Annotated in this window: 14 protein-coding genes; 11 read left to right on the forward strand and 3 right to left on the reverse strand. The window is 60.2% G+C overall.

Going from position 1 to position 18,298, the window contains the following annotated elements; genetic code table 11:
- Positions 1-177: 177 nt before the first annotated feature.
- Both AC13E3_RS13930 and uvrD read left to right on the forward strand, forming a co-directional pair.
- Positions 178-1,629 carry an NAD-dependent succinate-semialdehyde dehydrogenase gene (locus tag AC13E3_RS13930; RefSeq protein ID WP_273069549.1) on the forward strand — a complete coding sequence of 484 codons (1,452 nt, stop codon included), beginning with the start codon at positions 178-180 and terminating at the stop codon, positions 1,627-1,629.
- A gap of 239 nt (positions 1,630-1,868) precedes the next feature.
- On the forward strand, positions 1,869-4,034 hold the full coding sequence (uvrD, locus tag AC13E3_RS13935; protein WP_405417364.1) for a DNA helicase II: 2,166 nt from the start codon (positions 1,869-1,871) through the stop codon (positions 4,032-4,034).
- Between the two features lie 37 nt (positions 4,035-4,071).
- On the opposite strand, the gene AC13E3_RS13940 is transcribed toward uvrD, so the two are convergent.
- Positions 4,072-4,869, reverse strand: a complete 798-nt coding sequence (locus AC13E3_RS13940) for an undecaprenyl-diphosphate phosphatase (RefSeq protein ID WP_459419725.1) — start codon at positions 4,867-4,869, stop codon at positions 4,072-4,074.
- Positions 4,870-4,998: 129 nt separating this feature from the next.
- Positions 4,999-6,069 (reverse strand): ACR3 family arsenite efflux transporter, encoded by a 1,071-nt coding sequence (gene arsB, locus AC13E3_RS13945; protein ID WP_273018403.1) that lies wholly within the window; start codon positions 6,067-6,069, stop codon positions 4,999-5,001.
- 91 nt (positions 6,070-6,160) lie between these two features.
- Here arsB and AC13E3_RS13950 point away from each other — a divergent pair, with 91 nt between their 5' ends.
- From AC13E3_RS13950 to arsJ, 3 genes are read left to right on the forward strand one after another with little or no spacing between them, the layout of a single operon-like run.
- A complete protein-coding gene (locus AC13E3_RS13950; RefSeq protein WP_482902149.1) occupies positions 6,161-6,925 on the forward strand; it encodes a metalloregulator ArsR/SmtB family transcription factor in 765 nt (254 codons plus the stop codon).
- 46 nt (positions 6,926-6,971) lie between these two features.
- Entirely contained in the window at positions 6,972-7,976 is a 1,005-nt protein-coding gene (locus tag AC13E3_RS13955; protein WP_008172982.1) for an ArsJ-associated glyceraldehyde-3-phosphate dehydrogenase, read from the forward strand.
- 1 nt (position 7,977) lies between these two features.
- Positions 7,978-9,171, forward strand: coding sequence for an organoarsenical effux MFS transporter ArsJ (gene arsJ / locus AC13E3_RS13960; protein WP_482902150.1), 1,194 nt, complete (start codon positions 7,978-7,980; stop codon positions 9,169-9,171).
- Between the two features lie 7 nt (positions 9,172-9,178).
- Here the strand turns inward: arsJ and AC13E3_RS13965 are convergent, their stop codons facing one another.
- A complete protein-coding gene (locus AC13E3_RS13965; RefSeq protein WP_482902151.1) occupies positions 9,179-9,805 on the reverse strand; it encodes a hypothetical protein in 627 nt (208 codons plus the stop codon).
- Between the two features lie 89 nt (positions 9,806-9,894).
- Here AC13E3_RS13965 and AC13E3_RS13970 point away from each other — a divergent pair, with 89 nt between their 5' ends.
- The 6 genes from AC13E3_RS13970 to AC13E3_RS13995 all read left to right on the forward strand — a co-directional run bounded on the left by AC13E3_RS13970 (position 9,895) and on the right by AC13E3_RS13995 (position 18,287).
- The gene (locus AC13E3_RS13970) at positions 9,895-10,503 is read left to right on the forward strand and encodes an ABC transporter ATP-binding protein (RefSeq protein ID WP_482902152.1); all 609 of its coding nucleotides are present in this window, start codon (positions 9,895-9,897) and stop codon (positions 10,501-10,503) included.
- Positions 10,490-11,287 carry an ABC transporter permease gene (locus tag AC13E3_RS13975; RefSeq protein WP_482902153.1) on the forward strand — a complete coding sequence of 266 codons (798 nt, stop codon included), beginning with the start codon at positions 10,490-10,492 and terminating at the stop codon, positions 11,285-11,287. Before AC13E3_RS13970 ends, AC13E3_RS13975 begins: the two co-directional genes overlap by 14 nt.
- On the forward strand, positions 11,284-12,468 hold the full coding sequence (locus AC13E3_RS13980) for an MFS transporter (protein ID WP_482902154.1): 1,185 nt from the start codon (positions 11,284-11,286) through the stop codon (positions 12,466-12,468). The genes AC13E3_RS13975 and AC13E3_RS13980 overlap by 4 nt, the downstream gene beginning before the upstream one ends.
- An 11-nt stretch (positions 12,469-12,479) precedes the next feature.
- A complete protein-coding gene (locus tag AC13E3_RS13985; protein WP_273157397.1) occupies positions 12,480-13,598 on the forward strand; it encodes a tRNA-queuosine alpha-mannosyltransferase domain-containing protein in 1,119 nt (372 codons plus the stop codon).
- A gap of 110 nt (positions 13,599-13,708) precedes the next feature.
- Entirely contained in the window at positions 13,709-17,302 is a 3,594-nt protein-coding gene (gene nifJ / locus AC13E3_RS13990) for a pyruvate:ferredoxin (flavodoxin) oxidoreductase (RefSeq protein WP_482902155.1), read from the forward strand.
- Entirely contained in the window at positions 17,295-18,287 is a 993-nt protein-coding gene (locus AC13E3_RS13995; RefSeq protein WP_286811129.1) for a dihydroorotate dehydrogenase-like protein, read from the forward strand. Before nifJ ends, AC13E3_RS13995 begins: the two co-directional genes overlap by 8 nt.
- The last annotated feature ends 11 nt before the right edge of the window (positions 18,288-18,298 follow it).

Here is an 18,298-nt window from a genome sequence, read left to right on the forward strand (position 1 = left end):
CTCCTGGGTGGCTGATCCCCCGAGTATAGGCACACTCAGGCGATGATCAAAAGCCTGCCCTTGACTTTACAGGTTGGGATACAACATCCACTATGAAAGACATAAAACACTGACGCAACCAGATTACCTTTACTGCGCCCCACTCGGGGCGGAGCCAATCACAGAAGAGGAGCCGAGATGATCGAGTCACCCCTGCTGGAAAAGCTGACCGGCTATATCGGTGGTCGCTGGACTGACAATGAACATGGCAACACCTTCGATGTCTATAACCCGGCAACGGGTAAGGTGATCGCCCAGGTCGCATCCATGTCGGAAGACGAAGTGAACGCCGCCGTTGCCTCCGGCAAGTCGGCACTGCGACTGACCAGTCCCTACAGCATCGAGACCCGCCGGAAGTGGCTGGAAGACATCCGGGATGCGCTCAAGGCCAACAAGGAGGAAGTCGGTCGGATCCTGTGCATGGAGCATGGCAAGCCGCTGCAGGAGGCCCAGGGCGAAGTGGATTACGCCGCCGGGTTCTTCGATTACTGCTCCAAGCACATCCAGGCCCTGGATGCCCATACCATTCCGGAAAAGCCGAAAGACTGCACCTGGACCGTTCACTACCGGCCCATTGGCGTCACCGGCCTGATCACGCCCTGGAACTTCCCAATTGGCATGATCGCGAAGAAGCTCTCCGCTGCGCTGGCGGCAGGCTGCCCCTCGGTGATCAAACCGGCCAGTGAAACCCCGCTGACCATGATTGCCTTGTTCAGCCTGATGGATAAGCACACCGACATACCTGACGGCATGGTGAACCTGGTGATGGGTAAAGCCAGTGTGATCGGCAAGGTTCTCTGTGAGAGCCCCGACGTGCCCATGCTCAGCTTTACCGGTTCCACCGAAGTGGGCCGTAAGCTGATTGTCGACACCGCAGATCAGGTCAAGAAACTGGCCCTCGAGCTGGGCGGCAACGCACCGTTCATTGTCTTTGATGATGCCGATCTGGACGCTGCGGCGGATAACCTCATCGCCAACAAATTCCGTGGTGGTGGCCAGACCTGTGTTTGTGCCAACCGGATTTTCGTGCATGAGAAAGTGGCCGATGCCTTCGGTGAAAAGCTTGCCGAGCGTGTTAACAAGATGACCGTCGGTGACGGCATCAACGGCGACGTGGATCTTGGCCCGCTGATCAACCAGGCTGGCTACGACAAGGTCAAACGCCACGTACAGGACGCCCTTGAAAAAGGCGCCACCCTGGTTGCCGGCAAGAAACCGGAAGATCTTGGCAACGACCTGTTCTTCCCGCCCACCGTGGTCCACGGTGTGAACCGGGAGATGTCCTGCTACCAGGAAGAAACCTTCGGCCCGCTGGTACCCATGGCCCTGTTCCGCACGGAAGAGGAAGTCATCGAAGCCGGTAACGACACCGAGTTCGGCCTGGCCTCCTACGTGTTCACCAACGATGCCGAACGCGCCCAGCGTGTGGCTGCCGGCCTTCGCTTCGGCCACTGTGGCTGGAACACCGGCACCGGCCCGACACCGGAAGCGCCGTTTGGTGGCATGAAGGCCTCCGGCATCGGTCGTGAAGGCGGCCTGGAAGGTCTGTTCGAGTTTGTAGAAGCGCAGACTGTACCAAGAGGTTTTTAACAGAGAAGCCATCTCCAAAGCGAGATAAGCGCGGGGGCGGGGCTCTGTTCAGGACTGTCTGTGGCCAAGGATGGCCACAGCCAAGCGCACATGGATGTGCTCGTAGCGTGTCCTGAACAGAGCCCCGCCCTCGTGCGTTCCTCCCTGGATAAGGGCTAACCCAGACCCCAAAGAAATCCCCCTTTTCTCCTGTTATACTCGTAAACCTGTTTATTTAACCAGTAGCGAACCGATTCTTTATGGACGTCTCCCACATCATCGATCCGTTGAACGATGCCCAGCGTGAAGCTGTTACCGCTCAGAACGATCACCTTTTGGTTCTGGCCGGCGCAGGAAGTGGCAAAACCCGTGTTCTGGTGCACAGGATCGCCTGGTTGATGACCGTGGATCGGGTGCCGCCCACTGGAATCCTGGCGGTGACCTTCACCAACAAGGCCGCCAAGGAAATGCGTTACCGCATCGAGCAGATGATGGACATTCCGGCCCGCGGCCTCTGGTTTGGCACCTTTCATGGTATCGCGCACCGACTGCTGCGTTCGCACTGGAAAGATGCTGGGCTGCCGGAGAACTTCCAGGTTCTGGACAGCGACGACCAGCTGCGACTGATCAAGCGGGTGATACGGGAAAACCAGATTGATGAGAGCAAGTGGCCACCGAAGCAGGCCCAGTGGTTTATCAGTAGCCAGAAGGACGAGGGGCTGCGGGCGGATCACATCCAGGAGAATCCGGGCGACCATTTCCTGTCGATCATGCTGAAGATCTATCGCCAGTACGAAAAACTCTGCCAGCAGGGTGGTCTGGTGGATTTTGGCGAGTTGTTGCTGCGATCCCATGAACTGTGGCTGCATCGTCCGGAGCTGCTGGCCCATTACCAGAGCCGGTTCCAGCATATCCTGGTGGACGAGTTTCAGGACACCAACACCATTCAATATGCCTGGCTGCAGGTGCTGGCCAGCAATCGCGTGCCAATGACGGTGGTGGGGGACGACGATCAGTCTATCTACGGCTGGCGGGGCGCCAAGGTCGAAAACATCCAGCAGTACCAGCGGGATTTCCCCAATGCCCGGTTGGTGCGTCTGGAGCAGAATTACCGCTCCACCCAGATGATCCTGAAGGCGGCCAACGCGGTGATCGCCAACAACCAGGGCCGGCTGGGCAAGGAGCTCTGGACCGACGGTCCGGAAGGCGAACCGATCAGCCTGTACGCGGCGTTCAACGAGCAGGACGAAGCCAACTACATTGCCGACAGCATCTCTGCCTGGGTGCAGGACGGTAACCTGCGCAGTGAATCCGCGATTCTCTATCGCTCCAACGCCCAGTCCCGGGTTCTGGAAGAATCCCTGATGCGCCAGGGCATTCCCTACCGGGTCTATGGAGGTCTGCGTTTCTACGATCGCCAGGAGATCCGCAACGCTCTGGCATACCTGAGGCTGGTGCAGTATCGCCGCGACGATGCGGCGTTTGAGCGGGTGGTGAACGTGCCGCCCCGTGGCATCGGCGCCAAGAGCCTGGCGGAGCTTCGGGAATACGCGACCGAGCAGAGTATCTCATTGTGGGAATCCGCCGAGCGTCTGCTGGAAGCCGGGCAGGTGAAAGGCCGGGCCAAAACCGGGCTGCAGTCTTTCATTGCCATTATCGAAGGCCTCTCCGACATGGTGGGCGATGCTTCGTTGCATGGCCTGATGAAGCAGACCATCGAAAACAGCGGGCTGAAGGACTATCACGCCAGCGAAAAAGGAGAGAAAGGCCAGGCCCGGGTGGAGAACCTCGAGGAACTGGTCAATGCGTTGTCTGACTATGAGGTGGAGGACGGCGTGGACGCGCTGTCGGAATTCATTGCTCAGGCGGCTCTGGATGCCGGTGAATCCCAGGCCGAGGACCATGAGGACAGCGTTCAGTTAATGACCCTGCATTCCGCCAAGGGTCTGGAGTTCCCCCTGGTTTTCCTGGCGGGCGTGGAAGAGGGGCTGTTCCCCCACGGCATGTCCCTGGAAGAACCTGGTCGCATGGAAGAGGAGCGCCGCCTGGCCTACGTGGGCATCACCCGGGCCATGAAAAAGCTGGTGCTTACTTACGCCGAATCCCGGCGTTTGTACGGTCAGGAAAAGTTCAACGCGTTGTCCCGGTTTGTCCGGGAGATTCCGGGTGACTGTCTGCTGGAAGTGCGGCTGCGCAACACAGTGACCCGCCCCGCTATGGTGGCGCGTCCGAATGAGAGCATGTTCAGCCAGGATTCGGCCCAGCAATCCGGTTTCAGCCTGGGTCAGCGGGTGCGCCATCCCAAGTTTGGCGAGGGCATCGTGATGAATTCGGAGGGCACCGGGCACCATACTCGGGTGCAGGTGAACTTTGATGAGGGCGCCAAGTGGCTGGTTCTGGCTTATGCGCCTTTGGAGGCCTGCTAGTTTGGGTGCGCTGCAGACTCCGTGCTGGACGCCGAGCTTACATCAGAACTGCATAAATCACGCCTGCGAGAACAATTCTGTAGATTACGTACGGCCACATCCCGACTTTGTTGAGCCACTTCAGGAAAAAGTGGATCGCAGTGATGGCCATCACGAACGAAGTAACCCCGCCAATCAGAAAACCACTCCAATCGACGATCACATCCGAAGTTGCCACTTCCAGCAGTTTCACCGCCGATGCCAGCACGATGATGGGAATTGCCAGCAGAAAAGAGAACCTGGAGGCGGTTTCGCGGGTCATGCCGAGGAACAGGCCGGCGGTGATGGTAACGCCGGAGCGGGAGGTGCCGGGGACCAGGGCCATGGCCTGGGCGATGCCGACCAGGACGGCGTCTTTCCAGTTCAGTTTGTCGAGGGTGCGCTGACGTTTGGGCAACCAGTCTGCAAGGCCGAGGAGCAGGCCGAAGAACAGGGTGGTGAAGAAGATGACTTCCACCGCCCGCAGTTCGTTGTCGATCATATCCAGCAACGCCAGGCCGGCCAGGCCCGCAGGGATGGTGCCGATGACGAGGTACCAGGCAAGGGCGCCCTGGCCAACGATTTTGCGGCGGCTGACGGAAATCAGTCCGTCCCGGGCAATACCAAAAACATCCCTCCGGAAATAGAGCACAACCGCCAGTAAGGTCCCGACGTGCACCGACAGGTCGAAGCCTACGCCCTGATCGGTCCAGCCGAACAGCGCCGGGGTGAGGATCAGGTGAGCGGAGCTGGAGATGGGCAGGAATTCGGTCAGTCCCTGGAGAAGGCCAAGGAAAAGGGCCTGGAAAACATCCATTGCGTGGATTCCGTCAGATTCGGTGCGTCAGAAATGTGGGCGGGATATTAGCAGGGTGGGGGTGGGCTGAACAGATAGTGCGAGTGAAGCCAGCGCCATGATCCGAAGTCTGGCGCTGGCCTCTGCGGCTTATGCCGGAAACCGGTCCCGGGTGCGATTAGCTATTTTGACCAGCATCAGCATGAGCGGTACTTCCACCAGCACACCAACCACGGTGGCCAGCGCTGCGCCGGATTGCAGGCCGAACAGTGCGATGGCTGCGGCCACGGCCAGTTCGAAGAAGTTGCTGGCACCGATCATGGCGCCAGGCGCTGCGATACAGTGGCGTACTTTCCACAGCCTCGCCCAGCCGTAGGCCAGGAAGAAAATCAGGAAGGTCTGAACAATCAGCGGCACGGCAATCAGCACGATGTGCAGGGGGTTGTTCAGGATTACCTCGCCCTGGAAGGCGAACAGCAGTACCAGAGTGACAATCAGCGCTGCCGGGGTGACCGGGCTGAGCCGCTTCATAAAGACATCGTCGTACCACTGCTGACCGTGGCGCGAAATCAGGGCGCGACGGGTCAGGTAGCCGGCTGTTAGCGGAATCACGATGTACAGGACGACGGACAGCAGCACGGTATCCCAGGGCACCTGGATGTCGGAAATGCCCAGCAGGAAAACAACAATAGGCGCGAAGGCAAACAGCATGATGATGTCGTTAAGCGATACCTGCACCAGAGTGTAGGCGGCATCGCCTTTGGTCAGGAAGCTCCACACGAACACCATGGCGGTGCAGGGCGCCGCACCCAACAGGATCGCCCCGGCCAGGTACTCGCTGGCCAGTCCCGGCGCGATCCATGGCTCGAACACCACCATCAGAAAGAACCAGGCAATGGCAAACATGGTGAAGGGCTTGATCAGCCAGTTGACGATGGTAGTGATCGCCAGGCCTTTCGGTTCTTTCCGTACACCGACCACCGCACTGAAATCAATCTGCGCCATCATCGGGAAAATCATCGCCCAGATCAGAATGGCGATGGGGATGGAGACCTGCGCGTATTCGAAACGGGACAGGGTCTCGGGTACCACTGGTGCGAGCTGACCGAGCGCCACGCCGGCGATGATGGCCAGGGCTACCCATACCGACAGGAACTTGCCGAACAAATCCATGCCGCCGTCGGCGTCTTCAGCCCGGGTTATTTCTGTGTTGGTGCTCATCGTATTTGATGATTCCTTTACTCGTAGGGAGACTGAATCTATTATGCACAAAATTGGATATCCATAAAGCCGAATATATGGGGAAGCAGATATGAAGCGCCGCGTTTTGTTTGTCTGTACCGCCAACAGTGCCCGTTCTCTTATGGCAGAAGCCTTGCTGCGGGACATAGCCGGGGACCGGTTTGAAGTGGCCAGCGCCGGTACCGAGCCAACCGAGCCCCACCCGATGGCATTGCAGGTTCTTGAGGAAGCCGGCGTATCGACGGAAGGGCTTTCTAGCAAGCGGTTGGCAGATTTGCAGGAACAGTATTGGGATTACGTGATTACCCTCTGCGAGAAAGCTTCCAGCGAGTGCGGTGCGGTCTGCCAGCCGGCCCAGCAGATTGCCTGGGATTTTGCCGATCCGGTACCAGCAAACCGCCATTCCACTTTCGCCCTCAGGTTTAAGGAGATCAAAGAGCGAGTCGCCCTGTTCGCACTCATTCATCAGAAAGAAACTGGAGCGAAACCCGCCAGCTATGACCCGGTCACGGTGTTCAAGGCGCTGGCCGACGATTTCCGCCTTGCGGCGCTGTTAATGATCCGCAGCCAGGGGCAACTCTGTGTCTGCGAGCTTACCGAAGCCTTTGAAGCGCCCCAGCCGAAAGTCAGCCGGCATCTGGCCACGTTGCGGGATGCCGGCCTGCTGGCCACGGAGCGTCGGGGCCAGTGGATCTACTATTCCTTGAACCCGGGCATTCCGCAGTGGCTGGCCCGGGTGCTGGATGAAACCGCCAGCCATAACGGCCGATTGATAGAGAACCCGCTTGCGCGATTGCAGGCCATGGCAGACCGCCCATCTGTCCAATGTCTGTAATGTCCGCAGGGTCTAATGTACGGAACAGGTTTATCAGGAGCACAACATGAGCAAGATCAAAGTAGGCATTAATGGATTTGGCCGAATCGGTCGTCTGGCCTTGCGGGCCGCCTGGGGCTGGCCAGATATGGAGTTTGTGGCCATCAACGATCCGGGCGCCGATACCGGTACTTTGGCTCACCTGCTCAACTTTGACAGCATCCATGGTCGCTGGAGTCGGGAAGCCACTGCCGACGGAACGGATATCGTCATCGAGGGCCAGCGCATTCGCGTGACTCACAACCGGAGCATCGGTGAAACCGACTGGTCCGGCTGCGATCTGGTGATCGAGGCCAGTGGCGTGAACAAGAAGGTCAGTGCTTTGCAGGCGTACCTGGACCAGGGCGTGAAACGGGTCGTGGTCACGGCACCGGTGAAGGAGGCGGGCGCCAAGAACATTGTGGTTGGTGTGAACGATGATATTTTCGACCCGGCCAACGACCGCATTGTGACCGCCGCCTCCTGCACCACCAACTGTCTGGCACCGGTGGTGAAGGTGATTCATGAGAAGCTGGGCATCAAGCACGGCTCCATCACCACCATTCACAGCCTGACCAACACCCAGACCATTATCGATGCGCCCCACAAGGATCTGCGCCGGGCGAGAGCCTGCGGCAGTTCACTGATCCCCACCAGCACCGGTTCAGCAACGGCGATTATCGAAATATTCCCGGAACTGAAAGGGCGCCTGGATGGCCACGCCGTGCGCGTGCCGCTCACCAACGCGTCGCTGACCGATTGCGTGTTTGAAGTGGAATCGGCTACCGACAGGGACACCGTAAACCAGCTGTTGAAAGAGGCTGCCGAGGGTGAACTGAACGGTATTCTGGGCTACGAAGAGCGCCCACTGGTATCCATTGACTACAAGACCGACCCGCGTTCCTCCATCGTCGATGCCCTGTCCACCATGGTGGTCAACGGCACCCAGGTGAAAATCTACGCCTGGTACGACAACGAATGGGGCTACGCCAACCGCACCGCGGAACTGGCGCGCAGGGTGGGTGCTGCCTGATATGACGGCTGCCATCCGACAGTACCTGGTGATCACCGGCAACTACTGGGCCTTCACTCTGACCGATGGCGCCCTGCGGATGCTGGTGGTACTGCATTTCCACCAGTTGGGCTACTCGCCCCTGGAAATCGCCCTGCTGTTCATCTTCTACGAATTCTTCGGGGTGGTGACCAATCTGGTGGGCGGTTACCTGGGCGCCCGAATGGGGCTGAACCGCACCATGAACATCGGGCTGTTCCTGCAGATTGTGGCGCTGGGCATGCTGGCGGTGCCGGCGGCGATGCTCACGGTACCCTGGGTAATGGCGGCGCAGGCGCTCTCAGGGATTGCCAAGGACCTGAACAAGATGTCCGCCAAGAGCGGCATCAAGTTGCTGGTGCCGGATGAGCAGCAGGGCACACTGTACAAATGGGTGGCGATTCTCACCGGCTCCAAGAACACTCTAAAAGGGGTGGGTTTCTTCCTCGGTGGCGTGCTGCTGATGGCCGCCGGCTTTAAGGGCGCAGTCATCATCATGGCAGTGGCGCTGGGACTGGTCTGGCTGGCCAGCCTGTTTCTGCTGGGGCAGGACCTGGGCAAGAGCAAGGCCAAGCCGAAGTTCAGCGAGATCCTTTCCAAAAGCCGTGCCATCAATGTGCTCTCGGCGGCGCGGATGTTTCTGTTCGGTGCCCGGGATGTCTGGTTTGTGGTGGCCTTACCGGTCTACCTGCACACCATCTTTGGCTGGGACTTCTGGAAAGTGGGCGGCTTTATGGCCACCTGGATTATCGGCTATGGCTTTATCCAGACCATTGCCCCGCGCATCACCGGCAACATGGAAGGCAAACAGCCCGCTGTGCTCTGGGCGGCAGCGCTGGCGCTGGTTCCTACCGCCATTGCCATTGGCCTGACGGCGGGCTGGTCGCCCCAGTTGGTGATTGTTGGTGGTCTGCTGTTGTTTGGCGTGTTGTTTGCCGTCAACTCGTCCCTGCACAGCTATCTCATCGTTAGCTATGCCCGTGGGGATGGCGTGTCGCTGGATGTGGGTTTCTATTACATGTCGAACGCTGCCGGGCGTTTGTTGGGCACTATTCTGTCCGGCTGGGTCTATCAGGCTTATGGCCTGGAGGCCTGCTTGTGGATATCGTCCGGACTGATGGCCATGGCCGCGTTGCTGTCGCTGATGTTGCCCGAGCGGCGACCAGTGACAGCCTGAGCACGCCTCAGAACCGAATGGCCAGCCCTGCGGCGGCTTCCACCTGCAGGTAGCCGCTGCTGTCGAATCTGAGTTCGCAGCCGCCGGAGCAGAACGCGGAGCCGCCCGAGTTCAGGGCTGTGTAAACACCGCGCAGATCCAGCCTCAGGCGCAGCTGTTCAGTCACGAAAAACTGGTACCCGCCGCCAATGGACAGGGCGGCCCGGTGATGGGTTTCATACCGTGAATCGTCCGGCTCGAGGCGGGTAACGCCGAACACACCGGAGACAAACCCGCCGTGATTCTGGCCACCCGGGAAATACAGCCCGCCGAACTGGAGCTGGTAGATGGTCAGGTCGATGGAATCCAGGCCCGGTGCGAACAGGCCATTGTCCAGTCGGGCCGAGGTGCTCTGCCGGCCGAAATAAATCTCTCCCTGTTTGCCGGGCTCTGCCAGATCAAAATTGAACACCAGTCCCTGGCTGGCGGAATCCCGGAAGTCGATCTGGTCTGAGGTGCTGGCGCCGGCGGTCTCGATATCCACCGAACTGCTCATGCGAAAACCGGCAAACGGTGCCAGACTGACCTCTGCTGCCAACGGCGGGGCAATCAGTGCAACTGCCAGTGTGAACGTAACAAGAGATCGAAGCTTCATACATCCCTGGCCTGTGTGGCTGGTTGTTGGCAGGACACTGTGCAATGGTATATCCGTTATGAACATTGGCGAGCCCTGATGAGGCTATCTTGACAGATTTGGTGCTAGAAAATCTCTGCGTTGGCACTCTCCGTAATGTGTCTTTGACGGTACCTGGTGGGCAGGTTGTCTGCCTGTCCGGTCCTTCGGGCAGTGGCAAGAGTCGGCTGCTGAGGGCCGTGGCTGATCTGGAACCACACGGCGGCAAGGTTTCTCTGGGTGATACCGCCCAGTTGAATGTTCCCGCACACCAGTGGCGACGCCGGGTGGTTATGGTACCGGCAGACAGTCAATGGTGGTTTGATGAGGTGGGTGGTCACTTTCCGGATGATGCTAAGGCAGAATTGCCGTCAGCGCTGGGCTTTCCGCCCGGCGTTATGGAGTGGTCGGTAAGTCGGCTGTCCTCTGGTGAGCGACAGCGGTTGGCGCTCTGGCGGGCCCTGGTGCTTGAGCCTGAGGTTCTGTTGCTGGACGAAACCACTGCCAATCTGGATAACAACAGCACGGAAGCCATTGAAACCTGGCTGCTCAATGTGATCCGGAGGCGGCAGATCGCGGTGCTTTGGGTCGCTCACGACCCGGCGCAGATCTATCGGGTGGCGGATGCCCACTACCGGATCCACGGCACCAGGCTGGAGCGCGCTAATGGAAGTGATTGATTTGGCCTGGTGGAAGCTGGGCCTGGCGGCCTTGCTAATTCTGGCGCTGGCCGGTACCGGCTATCTGGCCCGGCTCGGTATTACCCGGAGTCTGCTGATTGCGGCACTCCGCACGGTCATTCAACTGGCGTTGATCGGGCTGGTTCTGGAGGCTCTGTTCGCATCCTCTGCGTTCTACTGGATTGCGCTGCTGGCATTGGTCATGCTGTTGGTTGCCGGCCGGGAAGTGGTCGCGCGCCAGGGGCGACGATTGCGGGGCTGGTGGGCGTTCAGTATCGGTACAGGGGCGATGTTTGTGTCGTCCTTTTCCGTCACCATCCTGGCCCTGACTGTCGTGATCGGCCCAGACCCCTGGTACACCCCACAGTATGCCATTCCCCTTCTGGGCATGATGCTCGGAAACACCATGACAGGCGTCAGCCTGGCGCTGGATCGTTTGAACGAATCGGTCTGGCGGCAGCGGGCCGTCATCGAGAACCGCCTGATGCTGGGCCAGACCTGGAAGCAGGCGCTGGAAGATATCCGGAGAGACGCCATGCGCAGTGGTATGATGCCATCCATCAACGCCATGGCCGCTGCCGGTATCGTCAGCCTGCCCGGTATGATGACCGGCCAGATTCTCGCAGGCAGCCCGCCGGCAGTGGCGGTGAAATACCAGATCCTGGTGATGCTGATCATCACCGTCGGCACCGGATTTGGTGCCCTGATGGCAGTTTCCTGGGGCGGGCGAAGACTGTTCGACGACCGGGAGCGCCTGCGACTGGACCGACTGGTGAAACAATGATCGACCTGCTACGACGTTACCCCCTCCCTGTGATCGTTCTGGCCCAGCTTTTCGGCACCTCGCTCTGGTTCAGTATCAACGGTGTCTGGTTGTCGCTGGCCGGCGAGCTGGGCCTGACCGAGAGTGATCTCGGGCGGCTGACATTGGCGGTGCAGGCCGGGTTTATCGCGGGCACCCTGACCATTGCGGTGACCGGCCTGGCCGACCGCTTTGGCGCCAGTCGGATCTTTGCGCTATCGAGCCTGTTGGGGGCTCTGGTTAACGGTGGATTTATTTTCGCTGCCGATGCGCCGCCGCTCGATTTCCTCCTGCGCTTTGCCACCGGGCTGTGTCTGGCCGGCATCTATCCCTTGGGCATGAAAATGGTAATTGCCTGGACGCCAAAGTATGCCGGGGCCGCCCTTGCCTGGCTGGTGGGCATGCTGACACTCGGAACGGCGCTGCCCCACCTGATGCGCGGAGCAACCCTGGGCATGCCCTGGGAGTGGCCGCTGATGGCTGCGTCCTGTCTTGCCGTGGCCGGAGGGCTGCTAGTGTTTCTGCTGGGTGACGGCCCGCACCTTCCTAAAAGCAGCGGGCGATTGCCCCTCAGCCAGGGGTTGGCGGCTCTGCGCATCCCGAGATTCCGGGCAGTGGCCGGTGGTTACTTCGGCCATATGTGGGAGCTCTACGCGTTCTGGACATTAACACCCCTGCTCATCGGCCGGGAGCTGCAGCGGATGGGGCAGAGTGACGCACTTATTCCCTGGTTGTCGTTTGCTGTCATTGGCATTGGTGCGGCAGGTTGCGTCGGTGGTGGCCGGCTCAGCCGAACACGGGGTAGTGAATGGGTGGCCCAGCGAGCCCTGATGGTGTCCGGAGCCTTCTGCCTGGTTTACCCCTGGCTGAACGGACTATCGCCGGCCTTGCTGATCGTTTTGCTGATAGTCTGGGGCATTGCTGTGGTGGCCGATTCACCTCAATTCTCGGCGCTGGCCTCGGCAACGGCACCGAGGGAGTCGGTAGGCTCCTCTCTGGCGGTGATGAATGCGGTCGGGTTTGGTCTGACGCTGCCTGCCATCTGGCTGACCAGTGGGCTCTGGGGCCAGTTGAATGTCTGGGTGGTTCTCCTGCTGTTCCCCGGTCCGGTGCTCGGGCTTTGGGCGCTCTCCCGGGCTTGGCCTGAGGTTCAGGCTGGTTAGTGAGACATCGTATGACGACCTCTGGAACCACGCCGAGAATACTCCTTCTGTCTGGCTACGATGCCGCCAGTCACAGGCGCTGGCGGGAGCAGTTGAGCGCCATGTTTCCGCGTTATGAATGGCAGTTTCTTGCTTTGCCGCCAAGATTCTTCCGCTGGCGTATCCGTGGCAATCCACTGAGCTGGCTGAACGAGTCACTCCTGCAGGAACACTGGGATCTGATCATTGCGACATCCATGGTGGATCTGGCAACCCTCCGAGGGCTGCACCCGCGTGTTGCTCACACTCCCTGCCTGCTCTACATGCACGAAAACCAGTTCGCCTTCCCGGTATCCAGCGGCCAGAACGCCAGTGCTGACCCGCAGATGGTGAACCTGTACAGCGCGCTTTCGGCCGATTGTGTGGTGTTCAACAGTGGCTGGAACCGGGACAGTTTTCTGGCTGGCGCCGACTCTTTCCTCAAAAAGCTGCCCGACGCAGTGCCCGAGGGCCTGATCGAAACCCTGCGGGACAAGTCGAGGGTGATACCGGTGCCGATCGAGGCCCGGTTGTTTGTTGATCGCCGTCCACTTATGAACCGGGCCTGCCCCCATCTGCTCTGGAACCATCGCTGGGAATACGACAAGGGGCCTGATCGTCTGCTGAAGTTCCTGCAGGCGCTGGACCAGCGTTCGATGCCGTTCAGGTTGAGTGTGGTGGGTGAGCGATTTCGAAGCTATCCGAAAGCATTTGACCGGATCCGGGAACAGTTTGGTCCTTGCATCGAACACTGGGGGTTTCTGGAAAGCCGTGAAGACTACGATCATTTGCTGCGTCAGGCGGATATTGTGATCTCCACGGCTTTGCACGATTTCCAGGGGCTGTCGATGCTCGAAGCCATGGCGTCAGGTTGTGTCCCATTGGCGCCGGATCGCCTGGCCTATCGCGAGTACGTGCCGGAACTGTGTCGCTATGACAGCCATGAACAGGATGCGGAGCGAGAGGCTGAAGCTGCCGCCGACAGCCTCGAAGCCATGCTGGAAAAGGGCGCATCAGCCTGTCCGCCAGAAGGTTGGCGGGCATCCAGACTGGCCGGAGACTACCAGTTCCTGTTTCAGCACCTGATCAAAACCGGAGCAGGCAAGTCCTGATCCTGTTTCTTCCCCAAACCTGTCTCAGATCAAACCCGCCCTCTTGCGGTTGTCACCGTCGATACTAGACTCAAAGCTGTCTGCCGGCCTCACCACAGGGAGTCGTGGCCATGGAGTTTCATACCCTCGACGGCAATGAAGCGGTGTCCTCAGTGGCTTACCGCCTGAGCGAGACCATTGCCATCTATCCGATTACGCCCGCTTCAGTGATGGGCGAACACGCTGATGACTGGGCAGCTCTGGGCAAACCCAATCTCTGGGGACAGGTGCCCAGTGTGGTGGAGATGCAGTCCGAGGCCGGTGCGGCCGGTGCTATGCACGGGGCGCTGCAGGCCGGTTCCCTGGTGACCACTTTTACTGCCTCCCAGGGGCTGCTGTTGATGCTGCCCAATCTATACAAGATTGCCGGTGAACTGTCGCCGTTCTGCATGCACATTGCCGCCCGCAGCATTGCCACCCACGCCCTGTCTATCTTCTGCGACCATTCCGATGTCATGAGTGCCCGCGGTACCGGATTTGCCCTGCTGGCTTCGGGGTCGGTACAGGAGGCCCAGGACCTTGCGGCCATCGGCCACGCCGTCACCCTGGAAAGCCGGGTGCCGGTGATGCATTTCTTCGACGGCTTTCGCACCTCCCATGAAATCTCCAAGATTGCGGCGCTCAGTGACCAGGATTTGCAGGCGCTGGTATCGCACGACGGAGTTGAAGCACATCGCAGCCGCCGGATGACACCGGACCGGCCAGTGGTTCGCGGCACCTCCCAGAACCCGGACGCCTTCTTCCAGGCCCGGGAGGCCATCAATCCCTTCTATCAGGCATTCCCGGGGAAGCTTGAAGCCGTGATGGACCGTTTCGCCGGTATCACCGGTCGGCAATACCGTCTGTTTGATTATGTTGGGCACCCTGAGGCCGACAGAGTGGTCATCCTGATGGGTTCCGGGGCCGAATGCGCCCATGAAACGGTGGAGTGGCTGCTGGCGCAGGGTGAGAAGGTCGGGGTTCTCAAGGTCCGCCTGTTCCGGCCCTTTGCCACGTCGCGTTTTCTGGACGCTTTGCCCGATACCGTCGAACATCTCGCGGTGCTGGATCGCACCAAGGAACCGGGAGCCCAGGGTGAGCCCTTGTTGCTGGAAGTCAGCGGTGCCCTGATGGAGGCCTACAGCCGGGGGGATCGGAAGGTACTGCCCCGGGTGATTGGCGGCCGATATGGGCTGTCTTCCCGTGAGTTTACGCCGGCCATGGTCTGCGCCATTTTCGACGAACTTAAAGCGGCAGCGCCGAAAACCCGCTTCACCGTCGGCGTGCGGGACGATGTCAGCCACCTTTCGCTGGAGGTGGATAGCGAACTGGATATTGAATCCCCGAAAACCCGCCGGGCGCTGTTCTTCGGTCTCGGTGCCGATGGCACTGTCAGCAGCAACAAGGCCAGCATCAAGATCCTGGGTGAGGGCACGGAGCTGTTTGCCCAGGGCCATTTTGTCTATGACTCCAAGAAATCCGGCGCTACCACTGTCTCCCATCTGAGATTTGGGCCGCTGCCGATCCGCTCCAGTTACCAGATCAACAGGGCCCAGTTCGTCGCCATTCACGCGCCCCAGTTTCTGGAGCGGTTTGATGTGCTCGAACACGCTGCCGAGGGCGCCACGGTGCTGCTCAATGTGCCCTGGTCAAAGGACGAGATCTGGGATCGGCTCTCGGTCGAGGTCCAGCGGGTATTGGTCGAGCGCAAGGCTCGGCTGTTCGTGATTGATGCCGCCGAGGTGGCGGAAAAGGCGGGTCTGGAGCGGCGGATCAACACCGTGATGCAGGTCTGCTTCTTCGCCCTGGCAGATATACTGCCCCGGGAAGAGGCCATTGCCCATATCAAGGAATCCATTCGCAAAACCTGGGGCCGCCGTGGGCCGGAGGTGGTGCGCCGCAACGTGGAAGCGGTGGACTCGGCCCTGGACAACCTGCATGAGGTGCCGGTCCCGGACAAGGTGACGGCAACACGCACCCGACCGCCAAGGGTGCCCGAGAATGCGCCGGACTTTGTGCAGAAAATCACTCGCCTGTTACTGGAGGGGCAGGGGGACAAACTGCCGGTCAGTGCGTTCCCGCCGGACGGTACCTGGCCAACGGGAACCAGCCAGTATGAGAAGCGAACCATCGCCCTGGAAATACCCATCTGGGAATCCGACCTCTGCGTGCAGTGCAACTTCTGCGCAATGATCTGCCCGCACACCGCGATCACCAGCAAGGTGTTTGAGCCCGAGACGGTCAAAGGCGCGCCGGAGGCGTTCGAGGTGGTGCCGGAAACCCACACCTCGGAGCTGGAGGGGCTGGATTACCGCATTCAGGTGGCGCCTGATGACTGCACCGGTTGCGGTCTGTGTGTCGAGGTCTGCCCGGCAAAGGACCGGACCCAGCCCAAACGCAAAGCCATCAATATGCAGCCGATCGAGCAACACCGTGAGGTGGAGGCGGACAACCTGGCGTTATTCCGGCAGTTGCAGGATGTGCCCAGGGATCGTATCCCCCGCGACTTCAAATCCCTGCCGCTGCTGATTCCCCTGTTCGAATATTCCGGCGCCTGTTCCGGCTGCGGTGAAACGCCCTACATCCGGCTGCTCACCCAGTTGGTGGGGGATCGGCTGTTGATTGCCAATGCCACCGGCTGCTCCTCGATCTACGGTGGCAATCTGCCCACCACACCCTACACGGTCAATGCCGATGGTCGGGGCCCGACCTGGAACAATTCGCTGTTTGAGGACGCGGCGGAACTGGGGCTGGGCATGCGTCTGGGGCTGGACAAACTCGTGGGTCGGGCCCGGCAATTGCTGAACGGGTTCCAGGGGCAACTGCCTGAAGCGCTGCACTCTGAGCTGACCAGCGCCTGCACCACCGTTGATGAATCGGCAATGGCATCAAGGCGCACTGCGATTGAGCAGCTTCGCAGCTGGCTGGCGGACCAGCAGGGGCCAGAGGCCCGGGAACTCGACAGCCTGGCCGACGAGCTCTGCCCGAAAAGTGTCTGGGTGATTGGCGGGGATGGCTGGGCCTACGATATCGGCTATGGCGGCCTGGACCACGCTCTGGCCTCGGGCCAGAACCTGAAACTGCTGGTGCTGGATACCGAAGTCTATTCCAACACCGGCGGCCAGCAATCCAAGGCCACGCCGATGGGTGCCATTGCCAAGTTTGCCTCCGCTGGCAAGGCCACCCGCAAGAAGGATCTGGGTCTGCTCGCCATGAGCTATGGCCATGTCTACGTGGCCCAGATCGCCATGCAGTCCCACAGCAACCACACCACCAAGGCCCTGCAGGAAGCGGAGAGCTTCGATGGCCCGGCGCTGATCATTGCCCACAGCCCCTGCATTGCCCACGGTTACGACCTGGTGCACTCCCCGGCACAGCAGAAGCGGGCGGTGGACAGCTGGGCCTGGCCGCTGTATCGGTTTGATCCCCGGCGTATTCACGAGGGGCTGCCGCCCCTGCAACTGGATTCCCTGCGCCAGAAAGTCACCATGAAAGCCTACATGCAGGAAGAAGCCCGGTTCCGGATGCTGGAGCTGAGGGATCCCCGACGCTACGAACAGCTGGTGGCTGCGGCGTCGGAGGCGGCCACTGAACAGCGTGAGCTCTATAAGCAGCTGGCGGGGATACATTTTGAGCCCCACGAATCTTCGGAAGCAGGTAACGAGAAGGGTGAACGTCATGACTGAGCTGGCAACCCGTTGGCTGGGGCTGGAACTCCGCTCGCCCCTGGTGGTTGGCGCCAGTCCGCTGACCGATGACCTGGACGCCCTGAAAGCCTGCGTTGAGGCAGGGGCCGGCGCCGTGGTCATGCACTCGCTGTTTGAGGAGCAGCTGGTGGAGGAGCAGATGGCGGCCCACCGGTTTATTGATTCCCGGATCAATATGGACGCCGAGGCCCGATCGTTTTTTCCGGAATCCGAGCTATTCGAGATGGGATCGGACAGCTACCTGCAGCGGTTGGAGCTGCTGCGACACTCACTGGGTGTGCCGGTGATTGCCTCGCTCAACGGTATCTCGACAGGTGGCTGGACCAGGCATGCACGCGAGCTGGAAGCGGCAGGCGCCCATGCCATCGAACTGAATCTCTATGACCTGGCATCGGATCCGGAGGAAACAGCTGAAGCACTGGAACAGCGGCAACTTGCGGTTGTGAGGTCAGTGGCTGAGCAGGTGAGCATTCCGGTCAGCGTCAAGCTATCGCCTTTCTATTCGGCGTTGCCGGCTTTTGTGGCAGGCATTGAAGCGGCTGGCGCCCACGGGCTGGTTCTGTTCAACCGGTTTTACCAGCCCGATATGGACCTGGACGAGCTGGAGTTGAGCCGGGAAGTGGTGCTTTCATCCAGCGCCGAGCTGCCGTTGCGCTTGCACGCTGCGGCCATGCTGTATGGCCAGACATCACTGGAAATGGCCGTTTCGGGTGGCGTTCACAGTGGTGATGATGCGGCAAAAGCGATTCTTTCGGGCGCTTCCGCAGTGCAGGTGGTCTCCGCATTGCTATCGGAGGGTGCCGGCGCCCTGTCGAGGATTACCCGGGAAATGAATGCTCGGCTCTCCGGAATGGGATACCGCTCGCTGGCAGAAGCACAGGGCGTTCTGTCTATGGCGAACGCCCCCAATGCCCGAACCTGGGAGCGCCTTAATTACGCCCGCCTTCTGCACGGCTGGAAATAGAGCGGTGCAGG

Source organism: Marinobacter sp. L-80, from assembly GCF_056859395.1.

Coding starts and splice junctions, on each gene's coding strand:
- AC13E3_RS13975 (WP_482902153.1), top strand. CDS start 10,490: ATGGAAGTGATTGATTTGGCCTGGTGGAAGCTGGGCCTGGCGGCCTTG.
- AC13E3_RS13930 (WP_273069549.1), top strand. CDS start 178: ATGATCGAGTCACCCCTGCTGGAAAAGCTGACCGGCTATATCGGTGGT.
- AC13E3_RS13955 (WP_008172982.1), top strand. CDS start 6,972: ATGAGCAAGATCAAAGTAGGCATTAATGGATTTGGCCGAATCGGTCGT.
- AC13E3_RS13995 (WP_286811129.1), top strand. CDS start 17,295: ATGACTGAGCTGGCAACCCGTTGGCTGGGGCTGGAACTCCGCTCGCCC.
- AC13E3_RS13940 (WP_459419725.1), bottom strand. CDS start 4,869: ATGGATGTTTTCCAGGCCCTTTTCCTTGGCCTTCTCCAGGGACTGACC.
- AC13E3_RS13985 (WP_273157397.1), top strand. CDS start 12,480: ATGACGACCTCTGGAACCACGCCGAGAATACTCCTTCTGTCTGGCTAC.
- arsJ (WP_482902150.1), top strand. CDS start 7,978: ATGACGGCTGCCATCCGACAGTACCTGGTGATCACCGGCAACTACTGG.
- nifJ (WP_482902155.1), top strand. CDS start 13,709: ATGGAGTTTCATACCCTCGACGGCAATGAAGCGGTGTCCTCAGTGGCT.
- arsB (WP_273018403.1), bottom strand. CDS start 6,069: ATGAGCACCAACACAGAAATAACCCGGGCTGAAGACGCCGACGGCGGC.
- AC13E3_RS13965 (WP_482902151.1), bottom strand. CDS start 9,805: ATGAAGCTTCGATCTCTTGTTACGTTCACACTGGCAGTTGCACTGATT.
- AC13E3_RS13950 (WP_482902149.1), top strand. CDS start 6,161: ATGAAGCGCCGCGTTTTGTTTGTCTGTACCGCCAACAGTGCCCGTTCT.
- uvrD (WP_405417364.1), top strand. CDS start 1,869: ATGGACGTCTCCCACATCATCGATCCGTTGAACGATGCCCAGCGTGAA.
- AC13E3_RS13980 (WP_482902154.1), top strand. CDS start 11,284: ATGATCGACCTGCTACGACGTTACCCCCTCCCTGTGATCGTTCTGGCC.